Raw genomic sequence first — 23,285 nt, forward strand, 5'->3', positions numbered from 1 at the left:
GCGGTTTAGCCCTGAAGATTTGCGATAGGTTCTCCCATTCGCAAGGCGCTACCGGCTTTCAAGTGGTCGAGCCATTCAGTGGTTTTGGGTGGCGTCACCAGGACAACGGTGGAGCCCAGTTTGAACCGCCCCATTTCATCACCCCGAGCAAACCGGATATTCAAGTCCTCTCCGTATTGCACCGCTTTAACACGTCGGCGTGAGGGGGCGACCAAGCCTGCCCAGCTGGTTTCGATACTGGCTACGATCATTGCCCCGACAAGAATCATCGCCATGGGACCAAAAGCCGTGTCAAATATGCAGACAACCCGTTCATTGCGGGCAAACAGGGCGGAAACCTTTTCGGTCGTAACAGGGTTTACGCTAAACAGTCTTCCGGGGACGTGTACCATTTCCCTTAGCGTCGCCGCTTCCGGCATATGAATGCGGTGGTAATCTTTTGGTGAAAGATAGATTGTTGTAAATTCGCCATCGACAAATGGTTTGGCGCGCTCCATTGAGCCACCGAGCAGATCGATCAGACTGAAATCCTGCCCCTTGGCTTGAAACAACTTCCCTTTTTCGACCCGGCCAATCTGGCTGATCGTGCCATCGACCGGGCTTACCAGTGTATTCTCACTGGGATCGATCGGGCGTACACCGGGTTTCAGAGCCCGGGTAAAAAACGTATTAAAGTCAGCATAGTCTTCGGCGTTTGGAAACTCGGCTTCCGCCATGTTCACATTGTATTGTTTGATGAACCAATTGATAAACGGGTTCTTGATTGCTGCGACTTTGGAGTTGGCAAGCATGCCTGCCGCTCGGGAAAGTCCATGTTGCGGGGCGAGGTGCTGGCCCATCACAAATAAATTATCAAAACGCATTGTGGATTATCTCGTGAATTCAGCTGACTTTTGTTTCGCTTTCGATTGGGGTATCCGTTCGATTTCCCCATTCCGACCAGGAGCCGGCATAAGCCTGGACGGGTTGATTCAAGGCTTTGGCAATCAGGTAGGTCAGACCCGATCGGTGGTGTGACTGGCAATGGGTAATGATCGGTTTACCATTCAGAATACCCAGATCCGTTAATATTTTTTCAAGTTTGCTCAGGGGTTTCAGGCGGTAGTCCCGACCGGGGTCCATTGCCTGAGTCCATTCAAAGTTAATCGCCCCTGGAATGTGTCCTCCTCGGGCCGAAACGATTTTCTCACCGGTATATTCCTGAGGCGAGCGGGCATCCCACACCGTTACAGATTTGTTATTTACAAGCTCAATCAGGTCATCGGTACTGACCGTGGGGGCTTCGTGAACGGTTACAGACACAGTGGTTTCCGCTGCGGGAGGTACCGTTGGTGTCAGTGGCAGGCTCAGCGCGTGCCAGGCGATCAGTCCACCATTCAAATAGGAATAACGAGTGTGGCCAATACAGTCCAGAAGCCAGATAAAACGCCCGGCCCAGCCACCGCCCTCATCATCATAAACGACAACGTGCTTATCCGGGGTGATGCCCAAACGGGAAATCAGTGCTGAAAGTGCTTCAGTGGTTGGCAGGCGTCCAGGTCCGGGGGTGATCCCGAGTTGGGTTTCGGCTGGTGCGACATGGTGAGCCCCGGGTAAATGTGCTTCTTGATATTGCGTTAGGGAGCAAAGATCCACGAGGATCAGATCCGAACGATCCAGATGATTCACTAGTGCTTCTGGCTCAATAATGAGGGGTAGTTGTTCCATTGTGCATTCTCACGGTTATCCAGTCGGAAAATTGCTGCGCCTTGGTCTTGCTCGGGATTGTGGTTGATCGACCAGGCAGAAGCGCCGGATGATAACAGATCCGGGCACAAGGGCGAAACATCAACAGGCCTTAGAGTTTACTCCTGTTTTTGTTTCAGGGAATGCTCACTCAGGCACTGCGTGACGGCATGACACATTTGTTTAAACTGCTTGTATTCCCAATCCTGCATTGGTTTGGCATTGACTCCCCCATCCGCGTAGAACACGGCAACGGGTTTTTCGCCGACAAACACAGACATCAGGAAGAATTCCTGGACACCGGCGGTTTTTTTGAATTCCGGCGGGATTAGAGCCCAGGTGCTCCGGTTTGTATCTGGTTTAATCCAGATACTGGCGGGACTTTGGATGAGGCGGTGGAACAAGTTTGGTTTCGTTAGATCGATTTGAAAGGTACCCAGTTCTTTATTTTTGCGCGTACCTGCCGTGTAGTAGGCCTTGAGTCGGGTGTGTTTCGTATTGACCAGCGCGACAGTGGTGCGTGCCAGCCCGAGACCATAACTAATTCCTTGAACTGCTGCGTTCATAATCTCGTGCAAGTCTGCGAATTCTTCGGGTTGTTTGCTGAGGGAGTGGATGAGTTGTTTGAAGAGCGTGTAGTTCGCTTTTCGACCGGTTTCAATTTCTACACCCTGATCAATGTTCCCTTGATCTTGAGTTTCGGGATTCGAGACCAACACGTCAGTGCTTTTATCCGCCTGTGGCGTTTTTGAGGGGGGCGTGTTCTGGGCATCCAAGGTTTCTATGGGGGGGGGCTTAACAGTGTTTCCGACCGTAGCGTCGGGCACGGCTTGTGGTTCTTTTTGTGGTTCTTCTCGTATTAGTTCTTTTTGCGCTAGTTCTTTTTGTAGCGCTTTCCGGTTTTGTTGAATGCTCTCTGCATTTTGTGCTTTTGCAATCAGGCTTGCCACTGTTACGTCTGCGAACGAGTTAACGTTGATGTATTCTCGAGGTGGCAGCATGAGTTTGGCTGCGGGTGCCATGACGCCCGGAATGGGGTGGGCCTGAGACACGGTTGCAGCAGCTTGGTGGACGATAGAAATCGTGCGGTCGAGTGAAAGGTGCAGATACACAGAGAGTATTTTTAAGTAGCGCAAGGTTGCGCGTGAATACCAATCGTGAGTGGCCTGTTGTGCGAGCAGGTTGCATAACAACGGAACAAAGGTTGGTGAACCCATCAGGTGATTCAATGCTCGATCTTCCGGAACGGCGGGTGTTTCCTTTTGACGTGATGCCCGGGCAATGTTGACGAGCGCCCGTGCAGAAGGCGTATTTTCCAGTTTAAAGCATTGCTGAGTCAGTTCCGGTAACGGCAGGTGTTTACAGAATTCAATGCCTACGTCACGAACAGTGCACCCTAAAATCTCTATCTCCGCCTGTTCCTGGCCTTTGCCGTTGGAACGAACCGCATAGCGAACCAAGCGCATCTCCGGGGTGGCAAAGCGCCACAGATACCAGGTTGGCGCGCCGCAAAATAACGTGGTCCAGAAAAGTGTGTCGGTGTTAAGGGTTGGACGGTATTGACTGATTGCTTTTGCCAGGTAGCCCGCCATAAGGCTGGTGCTGAGTGCCCGAAGATAGTAGAAATGGCGTATGTTTGTCGCATCGGGTTTGAAATAGGGAACCTTGGCGATCACTGTTCTGAGGGCATCCAGCCCGATCATGCTGATAGCGTGATCCACAGATTTGCTGAGTGGTTGTTCAGCCGATTTGGTTTCGTTGGCCGCACTGAGTATATGGAAGGACAAGACTGGATCGCGGTTGATGAGATAGGCCAGATCCTTGTAGGTGTAATCACCTGACTTCAGCAATTGTAATGCTTGCTTGCCTACTGTGGGTATCGCGGGAAGCTGTTTATCCTTAAAAAACGAGGTCCAGGCTTTGCTGCCGTCGGGCATAGATCAACTCACGCTAAGTATTTGTTAAAAGATACTTTATGTTCTTAACTTAAAGGAATAATTTTAGTAACAACTATAGTATGGGTTGGGCGATTGTACATCGTTATTTGTATGGATGAGTTGATATGACATTTATCTTTGGATGTTTGATCGTCATTGGCTGTGTTCTGGGTGGATATGTCCTGTCCCATGGTCATTTGGTGGCTTTGTGGCAACCGTTCGAGTTATTGATCATCGGTGGAGCTGCATTTGGTGCGTTTATTATTTCGAACTCCTTTCATACCATCAAGTTGGTCTTCTCTGGAATACCCCGGGTGATCGTCGGCAGTAAATTCAATAAAGAGCTTTATATGGATTTATTGAGCCTGATGTACGATATTTTTGATAAATCCCGTAAACAAGGTGTCATGTCAATCGAAGCCGATGTGGATGAACCCAATCAGAGTGAAATTTTTTCCCGCTATCCCGCTGTTCTGAAGATGGTGCCGCTGACTGAATTTATCACGGACTATTTGCGTATCATCAGTACCGGAAATATGGCACCCCATGAATTGGAAGGGTTGATGGATCTGGAAATTGAAACCCGATCAATTGAACTGGAAGAGCCAGCCCATGCGGTGCATAAAGTCGCGGATGCATTGCCCGGCTTTGGGATTGTGGCAGCGGTTCTCGGGATCGTAATTACCATGCAGTCGCTTGGTGGTCCAATAGAAGAAATTGGTGTGCATGTGGCGGCTGCATTGGTTGGAACATTTTTAGGGATATTGCTGGCCTATGGCTTTGTCGGACCGTTGTCCTATGCGATGGAAAATATGGCTCATTCCGAGGTCAAGGCGTATGAGTGTGTCAAGGTGAGCATATTGGCCACTATGACGGGGCTGGCACCGCAAATGGCCGTTGAATTTGGTCGTAAAGCCTTATTTTATGATGACCGGCCGAACTTCCAGGAGCTTAATGATCATGTCAAATCTCGTTAGGCCGGAGTGCTAGGCAATGGATGATCGCGCTCCAATCATTATAAAGCGTGTTAAAAAGTACAATAAAGGCCATGGCGGGGCCTGGAAAGTGGCGTTTGCTGACTTTGCGACGGCCATGATGGCGTTCTTTCTTGTGCTTTGGTTGACTGCCACAACGACGCCAGAGCAGCGAGAGGCCATTGAGGGCTACTTTCAGGATCCCATAGGGTTTACTGAAGGAGGAAGTCCTAACCCGATTGATCTCGAGGGGAGTGCGTCAATCGTAGATTCGTCCTCGAATGATCAGGCCCCAGAGGAAATTTCATTTGAAGAAGAGGTCATTGAAGAAATGGCTGATACGATTGAGCAGCGAAAGCTGGCTCAATTGATGACTGAAATCGAGCAACAGATCGAAGAAAACCAGAAGTTGAAAGAGTTTAAGGATCAGTTGTTACTCGACATTACGGATGAAGGCTTGCGTATTCAGATTGTTGATAAGTCGAAGCGCCCGATGTTTGATAGTGGCAAGTCCGAATTGAAATATTATTCGGAAGACCTGTTGTTCGAGCTTGCCCCCACGATTGGTGGTGTGCCCAATAAAATCAGTTTGACGGGCCATACTGATGCACAACCTTTTGCGATTGGTGACTCATACTCCAATTGGGAGTTGTCTGCAGATCGTGCCAATGCGGCGCGTCGTGCGTTGGTGGGTGGCGGAGTACACGAGTCTCAGATCTCTCGCGTGGTTGGACTGGGCTCATCGGTGCTATTTGATGAAGGGCATCCGGAAGCGCCGATCAATCGCAGAATTGCGATTATCATTCTGAACAAAAAGTCAGAATACCAGATCCAAAAAAATGCCGGCGTTCAAAACGAAAGAGCGAAATCGCCAAACCCGGGACGTACCCCATCTGAAAGCGCTCGCGAAAAAGTACCATTGGAAAAAATAATTGATGAAGGATCGTGGTTTGACGACGTTGAAGAAGTAAAGCCAGACGAAGTCACCTGGTAATCTGAGCTTCTGGTGAGGAGGCAATTGTGAATACGATCCGTAGATCGTGCGTCCCGTTTCATTGGGCTGCGCGGATAGTCGTTGTGGGCCAGCTTATGGTGCTATGGTCTGGTTCGGCAATGTCTGGGCCGAATATTGTCATCGTGCACAGCTACGATGAGGCGATGCCCTGGGTGCAAGAACAGCATCGGGGCTTTAAAAACAGCTTACCGGATCATACCTTTCATACTTTTTATCTAAATTCGAAAGTGCTCCCCCCTGCAGAGATCAAAAGCAAGGCGAATACAATCTTGGCGCAGTCCCTGGCTTTAGAGCCTAATCTCTATTATGTGACAGATGATAATGCTTTCAACTACGTAGCTTCGATGGTACCGAACCGGATTCCAGTTGTTTTCTCTGGTGTGAACGGTGGTATTACCATAGATTATCCTTGGGCCCAAAGCAGGTTAGCTACCTATGGGATTCTGGAGCGACCGCTGATCAAGCGGAGTCTGATTCAAATTAAAAGTATTGTATTTCCTGAAATGGCTAAAGTGCTTGTGCTGATGGGCTTGAGTACTACCGATCAGGCCGTGTTTTTAAATGATCTGGCGGGTCAGGAACGTTTTGTCGTGTGGGGCGGTGTTGAAGTCGATGTGTTTCGTGAGTCTCGATATGATCTTTGGCAGCGTGTTGTTTCTACGGCGGCTGAACAAGGCTACAACGCAATACTGGTTGCAGGCAACTATGCCTTGCGTGACAAAAAGGACAAGCGCGTTGATCCTGTGGCAATTGCCCGTTGGCTCGCGCAGCATACCGAGTTGCCCGTGTTCACGGTCCACGAGCAGCAAATTGCAGAAGGATTGCTGGTCGGGGGGATGGTGGTTGATGGCGGCATGATGGGCAAAGAAGCCGCCATGATGGCGAAGCAGGTTTTAACGGGTAAAGATGTTGTCGTTAACCGCTTTAAAACACTGTCCACCGGGCGCTATGTGTTCAGCCGCGCAGAGGTCAAGCGATTGCAGCTCACTGTAGACCCGAAGTATATTGACCGGATTGACTGGGTGCCTTAAGGTCGAATTTCCAAGTCGTCCAATGAGTCTCTGAGTTGCCGGTAGCTATTCATTCGCTCGGTGCTGATATCACCGTTTGAAAATGCGCTTTTCAAGCCGCAACCCGGTTCATCCCGATGTTGGCAGTTTCGGAATTTGCATTGCCCCAGGTAGGGTCGAAATTCTCGAAAGCCATAGACCAACTCATCTTCGCTGACGTGCCATAATCCAAACTCGCGGATGCCTGGTGAATCAATGAGGTTGCCCCCCATCGGTAGGTGAAATAATTTTGCCGTTGTCGTGGTGTGTGTGCCTTTTTGATTGAATTCTGAAAGGGCCCCGACTTTGATTTCCTCCTCGGGTAAAAGCATCTGGATCAGCGACGATTTCCCTACACCGGACTGGCCAACAAATACAGTGGTTTTATCCTGGGTAAACTCAAAGAGCTCCTGCAGGCCATCCTGTTGCTTTGCCGAGGCGTGGATAACCCGGTAACCCAGGTCCGAGTAGCGCCCGAAGAGGGTGTTGATGTACTCGCGATTTTGTTCGTTAATCAGATCCGTTTTATTGAGCAGAATAACCGGGGTTATGTCCATGGTTTCTGCTGCGACGAGATAGCGGTCCAGCAAGGTCGGATAGGGCTCTGGCACAGGGGCCTGGACAATGATGATGTGATCAATGTTGGATGCTACAGGCTTCAGTACCCCGTAATTGTCCGGACGTTGCAACAGTGATCTTCGTGGCAGCAAGGCTTCGATGACGCCGCCGCTGTCTGGAGCCGCTCGCCATATGACTTCATCGCCGGTGACCAATGCTTCGATATTGGCTCTGACGTGGCAGCGGTGAATGGAGCCTTTGTCTTCGCCTTCGAGGGCCTCAACGTCAATTTGCTTTCCGAAATGAGCAATGATTGTACCACGTTGCTCACAACTTAAGTCTCCAGACTGAATCTGGCGGCCAATGTTGCGCTCTTTTTTTAGAGCGCGTAAAGCCTTTTCTTCCTGAATCTTTTCGATTCGCCACTTTTGCCGTCTATTAAGCTTGCGTTTTGACATGTTCTGAAGGGCTATCCAAGTTTATTGGGTCTGTCCAGGTTTAAGAGATTTTCCAGACGCTATTGGAGACTATCTAGAATTTGTGAAGTCTGTCGGGAACCTTAAGCGTGAGATTATAAACAGTATCCTGAAAAAATCTGCCATACTTTGCTATATTAACGTACCAAAGAGGTGAAGTAAGGTACACTCGACCTTGATTCAGGCCGGGATTGTGAGCCAAGGCGCTATCCCTAAAATTGCCCTGTTGGCCAATTCGAATCTCGGGTAATGTACCTTCTTTGCCGATAATTGCAACTGAGAAGCTGAATGACTGAAAATACAAACCTGATCTGGATTGATCTTGAAATGACTGGGCTCGATCCGGAAACAGATCAAATTATTGAAATCGCGACTATTGTAACGGATTCACAACTTAACACCCTTGCAGAAGGGCCGAATCTGGCGATTCATCAACCCGATTCAATATTGGACAGAATGGACGAGTGGTGTACGCGGACCCATGGTGAGTCTGGTCTGACTCAGCGTGTCAAGGAAAGCCGGATCTCTGTGCGTGAAGCCGAGCTGCAAACGATAGCGTTTCTCAAACAATACGTGCCTTCAGGGGCGTCGCCTATTTGTGGTAACAGTGTGGGTCAGGATCGCCGGTTTCTTTATCGTTATATGCCAGAGCTGGAGCAGTACTTTCACTATCGGTACCTCGATGTCAGTACGATTAAAGAGCTTGCCCGGCGCTGGAATCCCTCGGTGCTGACCGGGTTTAAAAAGTCGGGTTCACATTTGGCGCTTGAGGACATCAAGGAATCCATAGCAGAACTGGCTTACTACCGGAAACATTTCTTTTTGCCCTGATTTTCGCCTCATGCTTTTTCCTGCCCCCAAAAAAGATATAGAGCACAAAGATAAAGAGCTCGTTGAGCTTTCCCGTCTTGCTCACCACTTACATAGCGCGAGTAGCTGACTTTTCAACTTGTGCTATATTCTAAAGATCGCGTGATCTTCCATGGGGCACGTTAAAGAGGGCAACCGCCGCATTGGCCTGCAACCCTCAACCGACCGGAACTGCAAGATTACCCATATTCGTAAACTCGCTACTGACTTTATGTGGTCGCGAAAATAATAATACTGGAGAATATGATCAGAATTTTTAGGCTGTCTGTCTTTCTGATGGATCGGTTAACCATTCCCGCGAAATTTGTCTTGGTTATGGCATTTTTTGCTGTCCCGCTGGCAATCACCAGTATTCAAAATATCGTCACGATGCAGAGCTCCCTGTCTTTGGCGGAAAAGCGGCGCGTTGGTGTTGAGTTGCAACGAAGTGCGTTTGATATGGTGAAACGTATAGAGATTGTCAGGGACTTGAGTGTGTTCAGTCGGAATGCGGCAAATCAGGAAATTAATCACCTCTTCGAACAGAACAGGGCTGAAGCGTTGCAAATGTTGATGGCATTCGAGGCACGCCCGGAAGTTCGACAAAATCAATTGCTCAAGCTATCTGTCAGTTCTCTCATAGGTCGTTTACAAACTTTCAGGGCATCCAGTGGATCGGAAGGCGATATGATTGGAACCATATACGGGAGTGCTCATAGCGCTGTCGCCAAGGCGTATTCCTTGCAACAAGAAATTGCCAACGAGTTTGACCTTTCAACCGATAATGACTTTGTTACTGAGCAGTTGTTGGGCGTGCTTTCTGACAGCCTTCCCAAGTCGTATTATGAAATGGGGAAAGCCCGCGGTTTCGGGGTTTATTTTCTCGAGACCCGCTTGATGAACTCCTCGGGTATCAAGATGCTTGAGGAAACCTACGTTGAACTTTGGCAAGCCCACGAACAACTGGAAAACAGTTTCCATCTGTTGATTACCTCTCAGGGCGGGTTGACGCAGCTTGATCAAATTGATTACTCGAGTCTGAACAGCGTTCTGCAGACACGCCAGATGCTGGATGACTATCTGTTACTGGATGTTGACCTGCAAGCGGAGTGGCGGGATTACTATGATAGTGTCACGCAGCAGATTGGTTTGTTGCATGCCGTTCACACACAGCTACTGGATTTTCTTTCAGCCCGTTATTCCGAGCGCATTCTTCAAAAGCGAGAAAGCCTGTTGCATCGTTCTGTCTCGATTGGTGTGCTGGTTTTATTTACAACTTACCTTTTTGTGGGTTTCTATTTGTCGATTCGGAATTCAATTGGTTTGCTTGTCAACGCTGCCAACCGTGTTGCCGAAGGCGATTTGGAGGAAAAAGTCGCAATCTCCGCCAAGGATGAAATGCTGGACATCGCCGAAATGATGGATGAAATGCGCCAACAATTGCGGGATAGAGAGCTACAGTTGGTTGCCATGACCATCACTGATGGTCTGACTCGGGTATGCAATCGGGCTTTTTTCAATCAGGAGCTGCCAGCTCGACTGGAAAAGAGTCGCAGAGCCGATTTACCGGTGTGTCTTTTGTTGATCGATATTGATTACTTCAAGAAACTCAATGACAGCTATGGACATCAGGTTGGTGATGATTGCTTGATTATGGTGGCTCAGGCGATCAAAGGGCAGCTGCTTCGAGAAGAGGATTCGGTCTCACGTTATGGCGGTGAAGAATTTGCAGTTATTTTGCCTGCTACAGATAGTCTAGGTGGTTTGGCGACTGCAGAGCGCATACTGTCCGCAATTCGCAGACTGAAATTGGAGCTGGTTGGCGGGCAAGTGGTTACGATGACTGCAAGTATTGGGGTTGCCAGTTCTGCAGCGGTGGAGCAATGCTCGGATGATCGGCTTGTCGCGTTGGCGGACGAGTCTTTGTATAAGGCAAAACACGATGGCAGAAATCGCTGTATCGTATATAAAAAATAAACCAGGTCTTTTCCGGGAGTTGCCGTGTTTCCAAGTGCGTCTAAATGGTTTTCAGATAATCGCTGGGCGAGTCACAGTGTAGAGCGTAACAGGGTAGAGCGTAACCGGATAGAGCGTAACCGGATAGGACGCAGGCTGGCTGCCATGCTGTGCGTGCTTTTTAGTGTTTTTGTATCGGATACGGAGCTGCTCCGTGCTGAAGTGTCGCAGACCCCGCTTGGTGCCGAGTGGCAAGGTAATGCTGATGGTTCTATCCCGGCGTGGCTCGGTGATCGGGATAAAGTGTTGAACACTGCCGCTTCGCTGGTGTCCGAGGAACCTCTTTTTATTATCGATGGCACAAACTTTCAGTCCCATGCAGCGAAACTGAGTGATGGGCAAAAGGCGTTATTTACCCGGTACCCCGATACATATCGTTTACCCATCTATGCCAGTCATCGAACGCACATCGCGCCAAATTGGTTATATGAGGCTACCGCCAAGAATAAGGATTCAGCCCGTTTGGTTGACGGCAGTGTCAGTATCACTGGCGTTTGGCCTGGCGTGCCCTTTCCAAATCCTGAGCATGGCGTTGAGGTGGTCTGGAATCATTTGCTGCATTGGCGAGGTATTTCTGCAAAACTAAATTTTTTCGAAGCCGTCGTCTTGGGCAAAGGGCAGGCTTCAATGGTGTACAGTGAAATACGCTATGCCATGCCTTACTATCTTCCGGGCCGGCCCATTATGGATGACGAGGGGGATTTGCTGTACTACATGACGTTTACAAAGGAGCCCGCAAGACTCGCCGGTGGTGGACTGTTGGTGCATGATTCCATGAATGCCGACAAAAACCCGCGCAAAGCATGGGTTTATCTCGCTGAGCAGAAACGAGTGAAACGGTTGCCCAGTTTTCAATTTGATGAGCCTCTGTTTAATTCTGACAATATTCGAACGGTTGATGAGGTTGACCTCTATAACGGCTCACCCAAACTTTACGACTGGAAAATTGTTGGCAAGAGAGAAATATATGTTCCATACAACAGTCGAAAGCTCGAAACGGTTATTTACAACGACCCAGAGTCCGTTTTTGGTGAGCATCACCTGGAGGTAGCCGGGCAGCGTTATGAGTTGCACCGAGTCTGGATTGTTGAAGGCGTGCTGAAAGCCGGAAATCGCCACATTTATCCGAAACGGACATTGTACATGGATGAGGATTCCTGGATTGTACTGCTGGCCGATATGTATGACTCTCGTGGGGAGCTTTGGAGGACCAGTGTTTCCCATACGCGATTCAGGCCGGAGTTGACCGGTGTTTGGAAAGTGGCGGATATTTACTATGATTTGCTGCGAGACCGGTACTTTGTGCAATCCGCTGTAGGTCGGTATGGTGTTGGTATTACTTACTTTGATGATTTGCCAGCCAAGCGTTCATTTACGCCCGCTTCGCTGCGTCGACAGGCTCTACGCTAAGCGGTGTGTTGCTCAAGGGCCCAGTTTGTGTGTTCCTGAACAACCTCTGAAGGGTGTGTCTGCCGCGCTTTTAGTGCATTAATCACGGCTTCGCTGCTGGGTGCATTGCCAAGCGCTACGGCCAGATTTCGCAGCCAGCCAATATAGCCAGTACGACGAATTGCTGACCCGGCTGTTCTGTCCAGAAACTCCGATTCAGTCCAGAGAAACAGCTCTATCAGGTCTGCAGTATTGAGATTGTGTCTGGGCAAAAAATCCTGCTCTTGAGTGTTGTCTGTGAACTTTGTCCATGGACAGCTGATTTGACAATCGTCACAGCCAAATACTCGGTTTCCCATCGCTTTGCGAAATTCTGTGGGAATTGAGCCTTTCAGTTCTATTGTGAGGTATGAAATGCAGCGTCGCGCGTCGAGTATATAGGGGCCAACAAAAGCATTTGTGGGGCAGGCACTCAGACAGGCCTGGCAACTACCGCAGTGGTTTCGGTTGTCCGGGGCATCGATGGGTAATGGAATGTTGGTAAAAATTTCTGCCAGGAAAAAATACGAGCCTGCATGCTTGCTGATGAGCATCGTGTTCTTGCCGATCCATCCTAAGCCTGCTTTTTCGGCAATTGCTCGCTCCATTACTGGAGCACTATCTACAAATACCCGATATTGTGTGTCTGCGACGTGTTCCTGAATTCGCTGGGCGAGCTGTTTCAGCCGATTTCTAATGGTTTTATGGTAGTCCCTGCCCAGCGTATATCTGGAAATATAGGCTTTTTCAGGGGTATCAAGCTGTTGTTTGCCTTCGTCTCGTTGTTCCGGATAGTAGTCCATACGAACTGAGATGACTCGGGTTGTGCCAGGAATGAGTTCTTCGGGGTTGTACCGCTTACTGCCATGACTGGCCATGTAGTCCATTTCGCCGTGATAACCCGCGGCCAGCCATTGCTTCAGGCGGTCGCCGGTGTTCGCAAGATCCGTGTCGGTGATGCCAGCCTGCGCAAATCCAAGTTCGGAAGCCCATTGTTTAATGTCGAGTGCGAGTTGTGCAAAATTCATGAACGGTTATCGGTGTCCGTGCGGCATAAATAGGGGGCGCATAGGGTGACAAAAGTACAATAATTCGTCAATTATTTTTCCTTTCAGGCTGATCATGACATGAACTGGGCTTAACCTTTTGCTATGCTTTACATAAATCTAGAGTCGATACCTTAGGCAATTTAGAGGTGTGATTGGTTACCCGGCAGGTTTGTGGGATTTCTTGCGCTCCTGTCATATCCGAGTATTGGTGATGTCATGACTTCGCTTCCTACATTGTTGTATACCGCCAGCCAGGTTCAGGCGATGGATCGGTATATTATCGACAGCGGCGCGGTAACCGGGTATGAATTGATGAATCGTGCCGGGCGTGCAACTTTTCGTGTACTTTTGCGTCATTGGCCAGAGACCCGGAATATTATTGTGTTTTGTGGCGGTGGTAATAATGGCGGTGATGGGTATATCATCGCTGGCCTGGCTCGTTGTAAGGGTATTTCTGCGACGGTACTGGCCTTGGTCAACCCGGACAAGTTGCATGGAGATGCACTTCAGGCGTATCACTGGGCGATTGAGACAGGGGTAACCGTGCAGACTCAGGCGTTGGTTGATGCGCCTGGAATTTCAGCTGCATTCAGTGCCGTTTGTGCTGGCGAGTTTTCCAATGGCGGCGCTCGTCGCGAAGCGACTGTTATTGTCGATGCCATGCTTGGAACCGGAGCAACCGGCCCGTTGAGAGCGCCGTTCGACAGTGCTGTCAGGGTGATTAATCAGAGTGCTTGCCCCGTAGTTTCAGTGGATATACCGACAGGTGTGAGCGCTGACTCTGGCGTTGTTTCTCATCTGGCCGTTCATGCTCATGTTACGGTCACCTATATCGCCATGAAACAAGGATTGTTGACAGGTGCAGCACCCAATTATACGGGAAAACTATATTTTGACGATTTGGCGGTATCGCCCCAAACACTTGCGAATTTTCGCCCGGCATCGAAACGTGCCGCACTGGAAAGCTGGATCGCCGCGCTACCTGTGCGCCGGGTCGCTGACCACAAAGGTCGATTTGGACGTATCATCGTGGTGGGTGGTGATTTGGGCATGGGCGGGGCTGCCATTCTTGCGTCTGAAGCCGGGGCCCGCTCAGGTGCGGGGTTGATCTCGGTTGCGACGCGTTCGGCTCATTTGACTGCGGTATTGAGTCGGCGCCCCGAAATAATGGCTAAAGGTGTGGAAAGCGGTGAAGAGCTGGTGCATTGGCTTGAAGAAAAGCTCGATCAAGGTCAGTTTACCCTGGTAGTGGGCCCAGGACTGGGGCAGGGGGATTGGGGGACTGCAATCTTTAATGCGGTTCAGACTTTCTTGAAGAGCTGTTACGAAAAGGGAATTGATTTACCATCGGTATGGGATGCGGATGCGTTGAATCTGATTTCTCGATCTGCACAGACAGAACAGGGCTGGATGCAACGTGCAGTGGCAACCCCTCACCCAGGAGAAGCTGCGCGATTATTGCAGTGTTCCGTGTCCGATATTGAGGCAGACCGGTTTGCGGCAGTGCAAAAGCTTAGTTCTCGGTTGGGTTGTACTATTGTATTGAAAGGTGCGGGTACGCTTGTCTCAGCCCTAAACTGTGGTGCTGAAGGTAAACACGGCGACATCTGGCTGGCCAATACGGGAAACCCGGGTATGGCGTCAGGGGGGATGGGCGATGTACTTAGTGGTATCATTGGTGCGTTGTTGGCCCAGGGGATGCCCCCCTTGGAAGCAGCTGTTTTAGGTGTTTTGGTGCACGGTGAAAGCGCCAATCTGGCGATTCGGGAGCGAGGTATGGTGAGTTTACTTGCAGGGGATGTAGTTGACGCTATCGGATCAGCCCTTTCCAGGCATGCATCCGAATTTGCATTGGTTTCACCGTAAGAAAAATCGATTTAGTTTAGTGGTATAAAATTTGACAGCGAATAACTGGACTCCCTGGCAATTGCTGGAGGGAGAGGCACAAACTGAAGATTTCGGCGCGCGACTTGCGAAATCATCGTTCGAGGGTGCCACGGTCTACCTGCACGGTGACTTGGGTATGGGTAAGACGACGTTGTGCCGTGGTGCATTGCTTGCACTGGGCCATTCAGGTCGGGTTAAGAGTCCAACCTATACACTGGTTGAACCCTACACATTAGGGGAGTTGCAGGTATACCATTTCGATTTGTACCGGCTTGGTGACCCTGAAGAGTTGGAATATATGGGAATTCGGGATTATTTCTCAGCAGACGCGCTTTGTCTCGTGGAGTGGCCGGAAAAAGGGAGTGGTGTTTTACCTGAGCCTGATCTCCGTGTTGAGTTGCGGACTGCTGAGTATGTCCGTGAAGTTCGGTGGAAAGCCTGTTCGCCGAGAGGGGAGGCAATTTGCGCTGCGCTTCTGAATCATTAAGTTTTTTGAGCAGTTTAACTGAGTGAGGTTGTCCACAATGCCGTTGGAGTTAGTAAAGGGCGGGTTAGCCAGAATGGCCAGTTTTGTTTGTGGCAGGGTTGATTGGCGCTCGCTTGGGTGCAGCGTACTGCTTGGGTTGTTTTGTTCTGCTGCCTCCGCCGTTGATATTTTAGGAGGGCGAATCTGGCCTGCTCCCGATCATACGCGTTTGGTGCTGGACTTGTCGGCGGCGACGCAATACAAGGTGTTTACGCTGTCTAATCCGGATCGGGTGGTGATTGATGTGAAGGGGGCGCAATTAAAAGGTCGTCTGGCATTAGATGGGTTGGAAAAAACCCAGATAGACCGGATTCGCACAGCGCCCCGGGGAACAGGAGATTTTCGTGTGGTGTTGGATGTGATGCGTAAGACCGCGCCCAAGAGCTTCCTGTTGCAACCAAATCAACAATACGGAGACCGACTGGTTGTTGATCTGTATGACCAGGATAAAGTACCGGCGGACGAAGTGGTAGAGGTGGTGCCTGATGTTGAGAAAAAGCGGGTTGACCTGACCGAAAAGCGGGACCTTGTTATCGTCATAGATGCAGGTCACGGGGGGGAAGATCCGGGCGCAATCGGGCCGGGTGGCGTCAGGGAGAAAAACGTCGTTCTCGCGATTTCCAAACAATTGGATGCACTGATCGATAAAACTCCGGGCTATGGCGGCAAGTTGACCCGTACTGGGGATTATTATGTGGGGCTTCGTAATCGCACCAAATTAGCCAGAAAGCATAATGCGGACTTGTTCGTTTCCATTCATGCCGATGCCTTTAAAAAGCCACAGGCAAAAGGGGCTTCGGTGTATGCACTCTCTAAACGTGGAGCAACCAGTGAAACGGCACGCTGGCTTGCGGCGAGTGAGAATCGCGCTGACTTGATTGGTGGTGTCGGTGGCGTGAGCCTCGGCGACAAGGATGAAGTGCTTGCGGGGGTTTTGCTGGATTTATCGATGACGGCCAGCATGAAGGCCAGTTTGGGGATTGGTGATGAAGTGCTCCAATCGGTTGGTCGTGTGAGCAAATTGCACAAAAAGCGTGTGGAACAGGCTGGTTTTGTGGTTCTTAAATCACCCGATATTCCTTCGATTCTGGTGGAAACCGGCTTTATATCAAATCCGGTAGAGTCCAGAAAATTAAATTCGAGGAAGTATCAAAAAAGGATGGCTGAGGCCATTTATCGTGGATTGCAAAAGTATTTTCAGGTTAATGCGCCTGTAGGAACTTACGTCGCATGGCAGCGTGACCGCGGTCAAGAAGACGGTTTTATGGCCTATAAAATCCAGCGTGGTGATACCTTGTCAGAAATCGCGAAACGAACCCGTGTTTCGGTTGCACAATTGCGTAAAATCAATGGGTTAAGCTCTGACAGCATTCAGATCGGGCAAGTGATTAATATCCCGGCATCGTAGATATCCGGGAAATTAAAAAACTTTGCTCCCTTGAATTTCGCCATTCGAAGCCAAATATTGGTGTACTGCTTTATTTTCGGTTAATTTTTATGTATGTCCATTTCTCACAGTAACCCCATGAGCTTATAGCGATTTCATGAGTCGAATTCATACTTTGTCGCCCCGCCTGGCAAACCAGATAGCCGCTGGTGAAGTGGTGGAGCGGCCTGCCTCTGTAGTAAAAGAACTGCTTGAAAATGCCCTTGACGCCGGAGCACGAAAGGTGGACATCGATGTTGAGTCCGGTGGTGTCAAGCTGATTCGTATTCGGGATGATGGTGAAGGCATCCATTGCGATGATTTACCGCTGGCCTTGAGTCGTCATGCCACCAGTAAAATAGAAGAACTGGAAGATTTGGAAGCCGTAGCCTCATTGGGGTTTCGGGGAGAAGCGCTTGCGAGTATCAGCTCCGTGTCCAGACTGACCCTCGCTTCAAAGCAACGCAGTAGTGAACAAGGTTGGTCCGTTTATGCCGAGGGGCGGGATATGGCCACACAGGTTTCACCGGCTGCACACCCCCAGGGTACAACAGTTGAAATGCGAGATTTATTTTTCAACACCCCTGCGAGAAGGAAGTTTCTTAAAACCGAAAAAACAGAGTTTGGTCACCTTGAAGAGGTCGTCAAGCGACAAGCGCTGAGTCGGTTTGAAACGGCTTTCACTTTACGGCATAACCAGAAAGTAGTGCTTGGTCTGCGCCCTGCCGTAAGTGTTCGTGACAAAGAAATGCGTGTTGCTTCTGTTTGTGGCAAAGCATTTATGGAGAATACAACACCCATCCAGATCCAAGCCTCCGGGATGCATTTATACGGTTGGGTCGCGTTGCCGACCTTTTCCCGCAGTCAGGCGGATTTGCAATATTTTTTCGTTAATGGTCGCGTAATCCGGGATAAACTGGTGACACACGCGATTCGGCAGGCCTATCAGGATGTGCTTTATCACGGTCGCCACCCCGCTTATGTTCTGTATCTGGATCTTGATCCAGCCAGTGTTGACGTGAATGTTCATCCCACCAAGCATGAAGTACGGTTTCGGGATGGACGTATGGTTCATGACTTTATCTTTCGCTCGTTGCACAAAGCATTGGCAGATGTGCGCCCTGAAGCCGCATCAGAGGGCAGTCTGCCCGTTGCGAGTGAACTGTCCCCGGGGGCGGAATCGGGCGAAGGGCGCGGAGATGCATCCCGTCTATGGCCGTTATCTGATTCTGCCCCGGCCTCTGGTCAGTCGGTAGCAAACTTGAGTGCACCAGCGGAAGCCGCCGGGTTTGGCGCTCAGACCAGTATGGGGTTCAAGTACAACACCGATCGTCAGCCTGCAAATGGTTCGGGTAATTATGTTCGTGAGGGCGAAAACCCGCTATCCGATCCAGCCAGGTTTGCAAATCAGCGGGAATTGTATGGTCAACTGCGCTCCCCTCAGCCATTAGCTGGGCAGGAGGAGGTTCCGCCACAATCGGATCATCCGTTAGGCTATGCGATTGCCCAGTTACATGGTGTCTACATTCTATCCCAGGCTCGAGATGGTTTGATCGTCGTTGATATGCATGCAGCTCATGAACGTATTACTTATGAGCGGATGAAGCAAGCGTACTATAGTGAGGACATAAAGGCGCAACCATTGTTGGTGCCATTGACATTGTCGGTCAGTAAACGCGAGGCTGACATGGCTGAGCAGAATCAGGGATACCTAGCGTCTCTGGGGATGAGTCTTGAGCGAATGGGGCCGGAAGCCGTTGTTGTCCGCCAGGTGCCTTCAATGTTGATCAATGCCAATGTCGAGCAGCTGGTTCGGGATGTCATTGCGGATATCTGTGAGCATGGGTGTACTGCGAGAGTCAATGAGTTTGTTAACGAGTTGATGGCGACCATGGCGTGTCATGGTTCAGTGCGCGCAAATCGTCAGTTATCGATTCCGGAAATGAATGCACTCCTCCGTGATATGGAGGATACTGAGCGCAGCGGGCAATGTAATCATGGCAGGCCAACCTGGACGCGTTTGTCAATGAAGGAGCTGGATAAGCTGTTCCTTAGAGGCCGCTAGGAATAAGCTAATAGGCTGGCAGGTCAGCAGCAGGTACTGATACGGTAAAATGAGATTGACGGAAAGCATAAATTGAGTGGATATCATATTTCGGGCAAAAAAGGGGAGTACTGTGACAAGTGATGATCAGGTACTCGACTCAGTGTCGGGAACCATGGCTCGAAAATCGCCCCCGGATCGAGGTTCTGTCATCTGTTTGATGGGGCCGACAGCCTCGGGCAAAACTGATTTGGCCGTTTCTCTGACGGAAAGGCTCCCGTGCGATATCGTGAGTGTTGATTCTGCCCTGATATACAAAGGCATGGACATCGGTACCGCTAAACCGGATGCTGAACTGCTTGCCCGTGCTCCGCATCGTTTGATTGATATTATCGATCCCGCGCAAGTTTATTCCGTTGCGGAGTTTCGCCAGGATTGTCTGCGCGAAATTAACGACATTATCCGTAAAGGTCGCATCCCCCTGTTAGTGGGGGGAACGATGATGTATTTCAAGGCGCTGTTACAAGGCATTGCGCCACTTCCCCCGGCAGATGAGGCAACCCGTCAGCGTTTATTGCAAGAGGCGGCAAGGGATGGGTGGTCTGCGCTATACCAACGTTTGCTAAAAATTGACCCGCAAGCGGCACGAGGTATGCATGAAAATAATCATCAGCGCTTGTTAAGGGCTCTGGAAGTGTATGAGATTTCGGGAAAGCCGATTTCGGCATTGTGGGCAGCCGAAACTTCCGGTCAATCCTCTGGTCATATTACTGAAGAATTACCGAATGATAATAGCGCTGGACAGCTCGCAACATCGAATTACACTAAATGGGAAGAGGAATCCTTTGGAGGCCTGCCATATAATGTAGTAAACTTGGCGGTTTCTCCTAAGCAGAGAAGTGATTTGCATGCTCGAATTGCGCTTCGTTTCAATATGATGTTGGAAGCAGGGTTCATAGACGAGGTCAAGGCACTTTATGAAAGGGAAGACCTGAATCTGTCGTTACCGTCAATGCGCTGTGTTGGCTATCGTCAGGCTTGGGAATATCTGGATGGCCACCATACCTATGAAATTATGATTGAAAAAGGTGTGGCAGCTACGAGACAATTGGCGAAACGTCAGCTCACCTGGTTAAGAGGGTGGCCTGAACTGCGCTGGTTTTACACGGAAGACGAAAAACTGCTCGATAATGTGCTTGATACGATCCGTTTATCATTGCCGATAACGTGACCAAGTCACGTCATCTATTGGGCGAATTACGACGGGTGGGTTATCAAGAGCCTGTTTTTTCTGTGGGATATGCCACGTTATTTAGAATTTATAAGTAGACAACAGGAGAACTAACATGTCAAAAGGGCACTCTCTACAAGACCCTTACCTCAATGCATTGCGCAAGGAGCGAATCCCCGTTTCAATCTTTTTAGTAAACGGAATCAAACTTCAGGGTCAAATTGAGTCATTTGATCAATTTGTTATTTTGCTGAAGAATACCGTTAGCCAAATGGTATACAAACATGCCATATCCACTGTTGTGCCGGCACGTAATGTCCGTGTGGCCCAGCCTGGTCAAAATGAAGGAGAGGAAGGCAATAGCTGATCCTTTCAACCTTGAGGAGTTACTACTGATTGTTTGATCGTCCTGATTCAGGTGAGCGGGCTGTCCTCGTTCATCTGGATTTTCATCGTGATTCAGAAAAAGAAGACCCGCAGGAATTCAAAGAGCTCGTTGTTTCCGCTGGCGTCGAACCCGTGGACTTTGTGACAGGCGTCCGGGATCAGCCGAGTCCCCGCTACTTTATTGGTACCGGTAAGCTTGACGAGTTAAAGTCTGTTGTGGAAGCCCATGAAGCCGAGCTGGTTCTTTTTAATCATTCGTTATCCCCCAGCCAGGAACGAAACCTGGAGAAAGAGCTAAAATGCCGGGTAATTGATCGAACTGGATTGATCCTCGATATTTTTGCTCAGCGAGCACGTACCCATGAGGGTAAGCTTCAGGTCGAATTAGCCCAGTTAGAGCATTTGTCGACTCGATTAATTCGAGGTTGGACGCACCTGGAGCGGCAAAAAGGGGGGATTGGCCTGCGTGGTCCAGGCGAAACCCAATTGGAAACTGACCGTCGCTTACTTCGTGCGCGAATTAAGGCGATCAATGCCAGGTTGGAGCGTGTTAGAAAGCAGCGAGAGCAGGGGCGCCGTTCCCGTAAGCGCGCAGAGATTCCATCAGTATCGTTGGTGGGTTATACCAATGCGGGTAAATCCACGCTGTTTAACAAGATCACAGATGCGGCGGTTTATGCCGCTGATCAGCTCTTTGCGACCCTCGATCCCACCTTGCGCAGAATTGAAATGGATAACGTTGGTCCTGCAGTGTTGGCAGACACGGTCGGTTTTATTCGCCATTTGCCGCATAAACTTGTTGATGCATTTCGGGCTACGCTTGAAGAAACGGTTAATGCCGATCTATTGTTACATGTGATTGATTGTGCTGATGAAGATCGGTTTGACAATATTGAGCAGGTTGAGTCTGTATTGTCGGAAATTGGCGCGGCAGATATTCCAACCCTCAAGGTCTACAACAAAACAGATTTGTTGGAAAGCCCGCAATGTAGAATAGATCGGGATGAAGATGGTGTGCCCGAAAGGGTCTGGGTTTCGGCGGTAACAGGGCAGGGTGTTGATCTTTTGTTTCAGGCGATGGGCGAGCTGCTCGGAGCCGAATATTTTGAAAATATACTCGCGCTCACACCCGCTCAAGGTCGACTTAGGGCTCGACTGTTTGAGCTGAATGCGGTTCGTAGGGAGCATTATGATGATCAAGGAAACTGCAATCTGGATGTGAAGCTTCAGAGGCGTGACTGGAATCAATTGTTGCGGCAACTGGAAATCAGTGAAGATCAATTGTCCATGGTTGGCCCGGTTGTACATGACAGGGTCTAGTGGTTGAAAAAATCCAGCTAATCTGGAATTCGGCTTGCCCGAACGTAAGAAGATCAATAATATTGTCCCGGTTAAAGTGATTCCCCCGGAGAGCGATGTCTTCTTGCGTTACAGTTAAGGGGGGCCCAAATCGGAATTCCGTTTGGGCGACTATTAGATTTTTGACCTGACGTTTCATACTGAACAAATAATGGAGAATCATATGGCCTGGAATGAACCGGGTGGCAACCGAAATGATCAAGACCCTTGGGGGGGTGGAAATCGTGGTGGAGACCAAGGTCCACCCGACATTGATGAGGCTTTGAAAAAAGGAATGGAGAAGCTGAATTCGCTGTTTGGCGGCGGGCGGGGCAGTAACAGCTCCAGAAGTAATGGCTCTGGTGGCGGTGGTGCAGCCGCTGGTGGTATCTTTGTTTTGTTGCTGCTGGTTTTCGTTATCGTGGCCGTGTTTCAGTCTGTATACACTGTCAATGAGCGTGAACGGGCTGTTGTTCTAAGATTCGGTAAGTACAGCGATACGATTGGTCCTGGTCTGCAGTTCAAAATTCCATTTATTGATAAAGTTCAGATGGTTGACGTTACTCGAGTTCGGTCCGCGAATTCTCAGGGGCATATGTTGACCGAAGACGAGAACATTGTTGAGGTGGTCCTCCAGGTGCAATATGTGGTGAGTGACCCCCGAGCGTTTGTGCTTGATATCCGTGATGCCGAGCGCACCCTGGATTATGCAATAGACAGCGCATTGCGCCATGAAGTCGGCAGCTCTGAATTGAATCAAGTGCTGACTGAAGGTCGATCTGCTCTGGCGATTCGAGTTCAGGAGCGTCTCCAGCAATTCCTGGTTAACTACAAATCAGGCTTATCAGTAAGTAAGGTTAACATCGAAGATACTTACGCACCGAAAGAAGTTCAGGCCGCATTCCGGGATGTTCAAAGTGCGATCGAGGATGAGCAGCGCGAGATCAACCAGGCTGAACAGTACAAGAATAAAATTGTACCGGAGGCTCGAGGGGGGGCTCAACGTATACTCGAAGAAGCCAGTGCGTATAAAGAAGAGGTTATTGCAAAGGCTGAAGGTGAAACAACTCGTTTCCTGAAGTTGCTGGCCGTTTACGAAGATGCGCCGGAAGTGACACGTGAACGTATGTATATCGACACGCTGCAAAAAGTGATGAGTAAAGCCAGTAAGGTTGTTGTTGATGTTCAGGGCGGTAACAACATGATGTATCTGCCTTTGGACAAGCTGCTGGAAAGAGCACCTGCCAGTCTGAATGTACCTTCGTTTAGATCGGATGCATCCTCGGTTGATATCCAGGCTCTAGCCGACAGAGTTCTGGAAGAGTTGCGAAGCAGACCTACAACCACAACCAGCAGAAGGGGGCGATAAA

19 protein-coding genes are annotated in these 23,285 nt (G+C 49.7%); 14 read left to right on the plus strand and 5 right to left on the minus strand.

What is annotated here, in order from left to right; genetic code table 11:
• Positions 1-5 precede the first annotated feature (5 nt).
• From asd to OLMES_RS08925, 3 genes are all read right to left on the minus strand, one after another.
• Positions 6-863: an archaetidylserine decarboxylase gene (asd, locus tag OLMES_RS08915; protein ID WP_087460942.1), complete on the minus strand. Its 858-nt coding sequence runs from the start codon at positions 861-863 to the stop codon at positions 6-8.
• 19 nt (positions 864-882) lie between these two features.
• Entirely contained in the window at positions 883-1,707 is an 825-nt protein-coding gene (locus tag OLMES_RS08920; RefSeq protein WP_087460943.1) for a rhodanese-like domain-containing protein, read from the minus strand.
• A 137-nt stretch (positions 1,708-1,844) separates the two neighbouring features.
• The gene (locus tag OLMES_RS08925; RefSeq protein ID WP_087460944.1) at positions 1,845-3,662 is read right to left on the minus strand and encodes an HDOD domain-containing protein; all 1,818 of its coding nucleotides are present in this window, start codon (positions 3,660-3,662) and stop codon (positions 1,845-1,847) included.
• 125 nt (positions 3,663-3,787) lie between these two features.
• Here OLMES_RS08925 and motA point away from each other — a divergent pair, with 125 nt between their 5' ends.
• Genes motA through OLMES_RS08940 form a run of 3 tightly spaced genes read left to right on the plus strand, consistent with a single transcriptional unit; the run spans position 3,788 to position 6,682 of the window.
• Positions 3,788-4,639, plus strand: coding sequence for a flagellar motor stator protein MotA (gene motA, locus OLMES_RS08930; protein WP_087460945.1), 852 nt, complete (start codon positions 3,788-3,790; stop codon positions 4,637-4,639).
• Between the two features lie 16 nt (positions 4,640-4,655).
• Positions 4,656-5,630: a flagellar motor protein MotB gene (motB, locus tag OLMES_RS08935; protein WP_087460946.1), complete on the plus strand. Its 975-nt coding sequence runs from the start codon at positions 4,656-4,658 to the stop codon at positions 5,628-5,630.
• A 26-nt stretch (positions 5,631-5,656) separates the two neighbouring features.
• Complete coding sequence (locus OLMES_RS08940; protein ID WP_157678230.1) at positions 5,657-6,682, plus strand: ABC transporter substrate-binding protein; 1,026 nt, start codon at positions 5,657-5,659, stop codon at positions 6,680-6,682.
• On the opposite strand, the gene rsgA is transcribed toward OLMES_RS08940, so the two are convergent.
• On the minus strand, positions 6,679-7,716 hold the full coding sequence (rsgA, locus tag OLMES_RS08945) for a small ribosomal subunit biogenesis GTPase RsgA (RefSeq protein WP_087460948.1): 1,038 nt from the start codon (positions 7,714-7,716) through the stop codon (positions 6,679-6,681). The genes OLMES_RS08940 and rsgA overlap by 4 nt on opposite strands.
• Before the next feature lie 306 nt (positions 7,717-8,022).
• Between rsgA and orn the strand changes: the two genes are divergently transcribed.
• From orn to OLMES_RS08960, 3 genes are all read left to right on the plus strand, one after another.
• The gene (gene orn, locus OLMES_RS08950) at positions 8,023-8,565 is read left to right on the plus strand and encodes an oligoribonuclease (RefSeq protein ID WP_087460949.1); all 543 of its coding nucleotides are present in this window, start codon (positions 8,023-8,025) and stop codon (positions 8,563-8,565) included.
• 282 nt (positions 8,566-8,847) lie between these two features.
• Positions 8,848-10,560 (plus strand): GGDEF domain-containing protein, encoded by a 1,713-nt coding sequence (locus tag OLMES_RS08955; protein WP_087460950.1) that lies wholly within the window; start codon positions 8,848-8,850, stop codon positions 10,558-10,560.
• A gap of 24 nt (positions 10,561-10,584) precedes the next feature.
• A complete protein-coding gene (locus OLMES_RS08960) occupies positions 10,585-12,009 on the plus strand; it encodes a DUF1329 domain-containing protein (RefSeq protein WP_157678231.1) in 1,425 nt (474 codons plus the stop codon).
• Here OLMES_RS08960 and queG read toward each other — a convergent pair.
• Entirely contained in the window at positions 12,006-13,055 is a 1,050-nt protein-coding gene (queG, locus tag OLMES_RS08965; RefSeq protein WP_087460952.1) for a tRNA epoxyqueuosine(34) reductase QueG, read from the minus strand. The two genes, OLMES_RS08960 and queG, sit on opposite strands and share 4 nt — an antisense overlap.
• Positions 13,056-13,292: 237 nt before the next feature.
• Between queG and OLMES_RS08970 the strand changes: the two genes are divergently transcribed.
• The 8 genes from OLMES_RS08970 to hflK all read left to right on the plus strand — a co-directional run bounded on the left by OLMES_RS08970 (position 13,293) and on the right by hflK (position 23,284).
• Positions 13,293-14,942, plus strand: a complete 1,650-nt coding sequence (locus OLMES_RS08970; RefSeq protein ID WP_087460953.1) for an NAD(P)H-hydrate dehydratase — start codon at positions 13,293-13,295, stop codon at positions 14,940-14,942.
• Positions 14,943-14,973: 31 nt separating this feature from the next.
• Positions 14,974-15,450: a tRNA (adenosine(37)-N6)-threonylcarbamoyltransferase complex ATPase subunit type 1 TsaE gene (gene tsaE, locus OLMES_RS08975; protein WP_232465299.1), complete on the plus strand. Its 477-nt coding sequence runs from the start codon at positions 14,974-14,976 to the stop codon at positions 15,448-15,450.
• A gap of 37 nt (positions 15,451-15,487) precedes the next feature.
• Positions 15,488-16,897 (plus strand): N-acetylmuramoyl-L-alanine amidase, encoded by a 1,410-nt coding sequence (locus tag OLMES_RS08980; RefSeq protein WP_232465300.1) that lies wholly within the window; start codon positions 15,488-15,490, stop codon positions 16,895-16,897.
• A 136-nt stretch (positions 16,898-17,033) separates the two neighbouring features.
• The gene (gene mutL, locus OLMES_RS08985; RefSeq protein WP_087460954.1) at positions 17,034-18,980 is read left to right on the plus strand and encodes a DNA mismatch repair endonuclease MutL; all 1,947 of its coding nucleotides are present in this window, start codon (positions 17,034-17,036) and stop codon (positions 18,978-18,980) included.
• A 112-nt stretch (positions 18,981-19,092) separates the two neighbouring features.
• Positions 19,093-20,190 (plus strand): tRNA (adenosine(37)-N6)-dimethylallyltransferase MiaA, encoded by a 1,098-nt coding sequence (gene miaA, locus OLMES_RS08990; RefSeq protein WP_332454932.1) that lies wholly within the window; start codon positions 19,093-19,095, stop codon positions 20,188-20,190.
• A 115-nt stretch (positions 20,191-20,305) separates the two neighbouring features.
• On the plus strand, positions 20,306-20,557 hold the full coding sequence (hfq, locus tag OLMES_RS08995; RefSeq protein WP_087460955.1) for an RNA chaperone Hfq: 252 nt from the start codon (positions 20,306-20,308) through the stop codon (positions 20,555-20,557).
• Positions 20,558-20,586: 29 nt separating this feature from the next.
• Entirely contained in the window at positions 20,587-21,897 is a 1,311-nt protein-coding gene (gene hflX, locus OLMES_RS09000; RefSeq protein WP_087460956.1) for a ribosome rescue GTPase HflX, read from the plus strand.
• Positions 21,898-22,099: 202 nt separating this feature from the next.
• The gene (gene hflK / locus OLMES_RS09005) at positions 22,100-23,284 is read left to right on the plus strand and encodes an FtsH protease activity modulator HflK (RefSeq protein WP_087460957.1); all 1,185 of its coding nucleotides are present in this window, start codon (positions 22,100-22,102) and stop codon (positions 23,282-23,284) included.
• The last annotated feature ends 1 nt before the right edge of the window (position 23,285 follow it).

Origin of the sequence: Oleiphilus messinensis (assembly GCF_002162375.1) — a bacterium.
GTDB classification, from domain to species: domain Bacteria; phylum Pseudomonadota; class Gammaproteobacteria; order Pseudomonadales; family Oleiphilaceae; genus Oleiphilus; species Oleiphilus messinensis.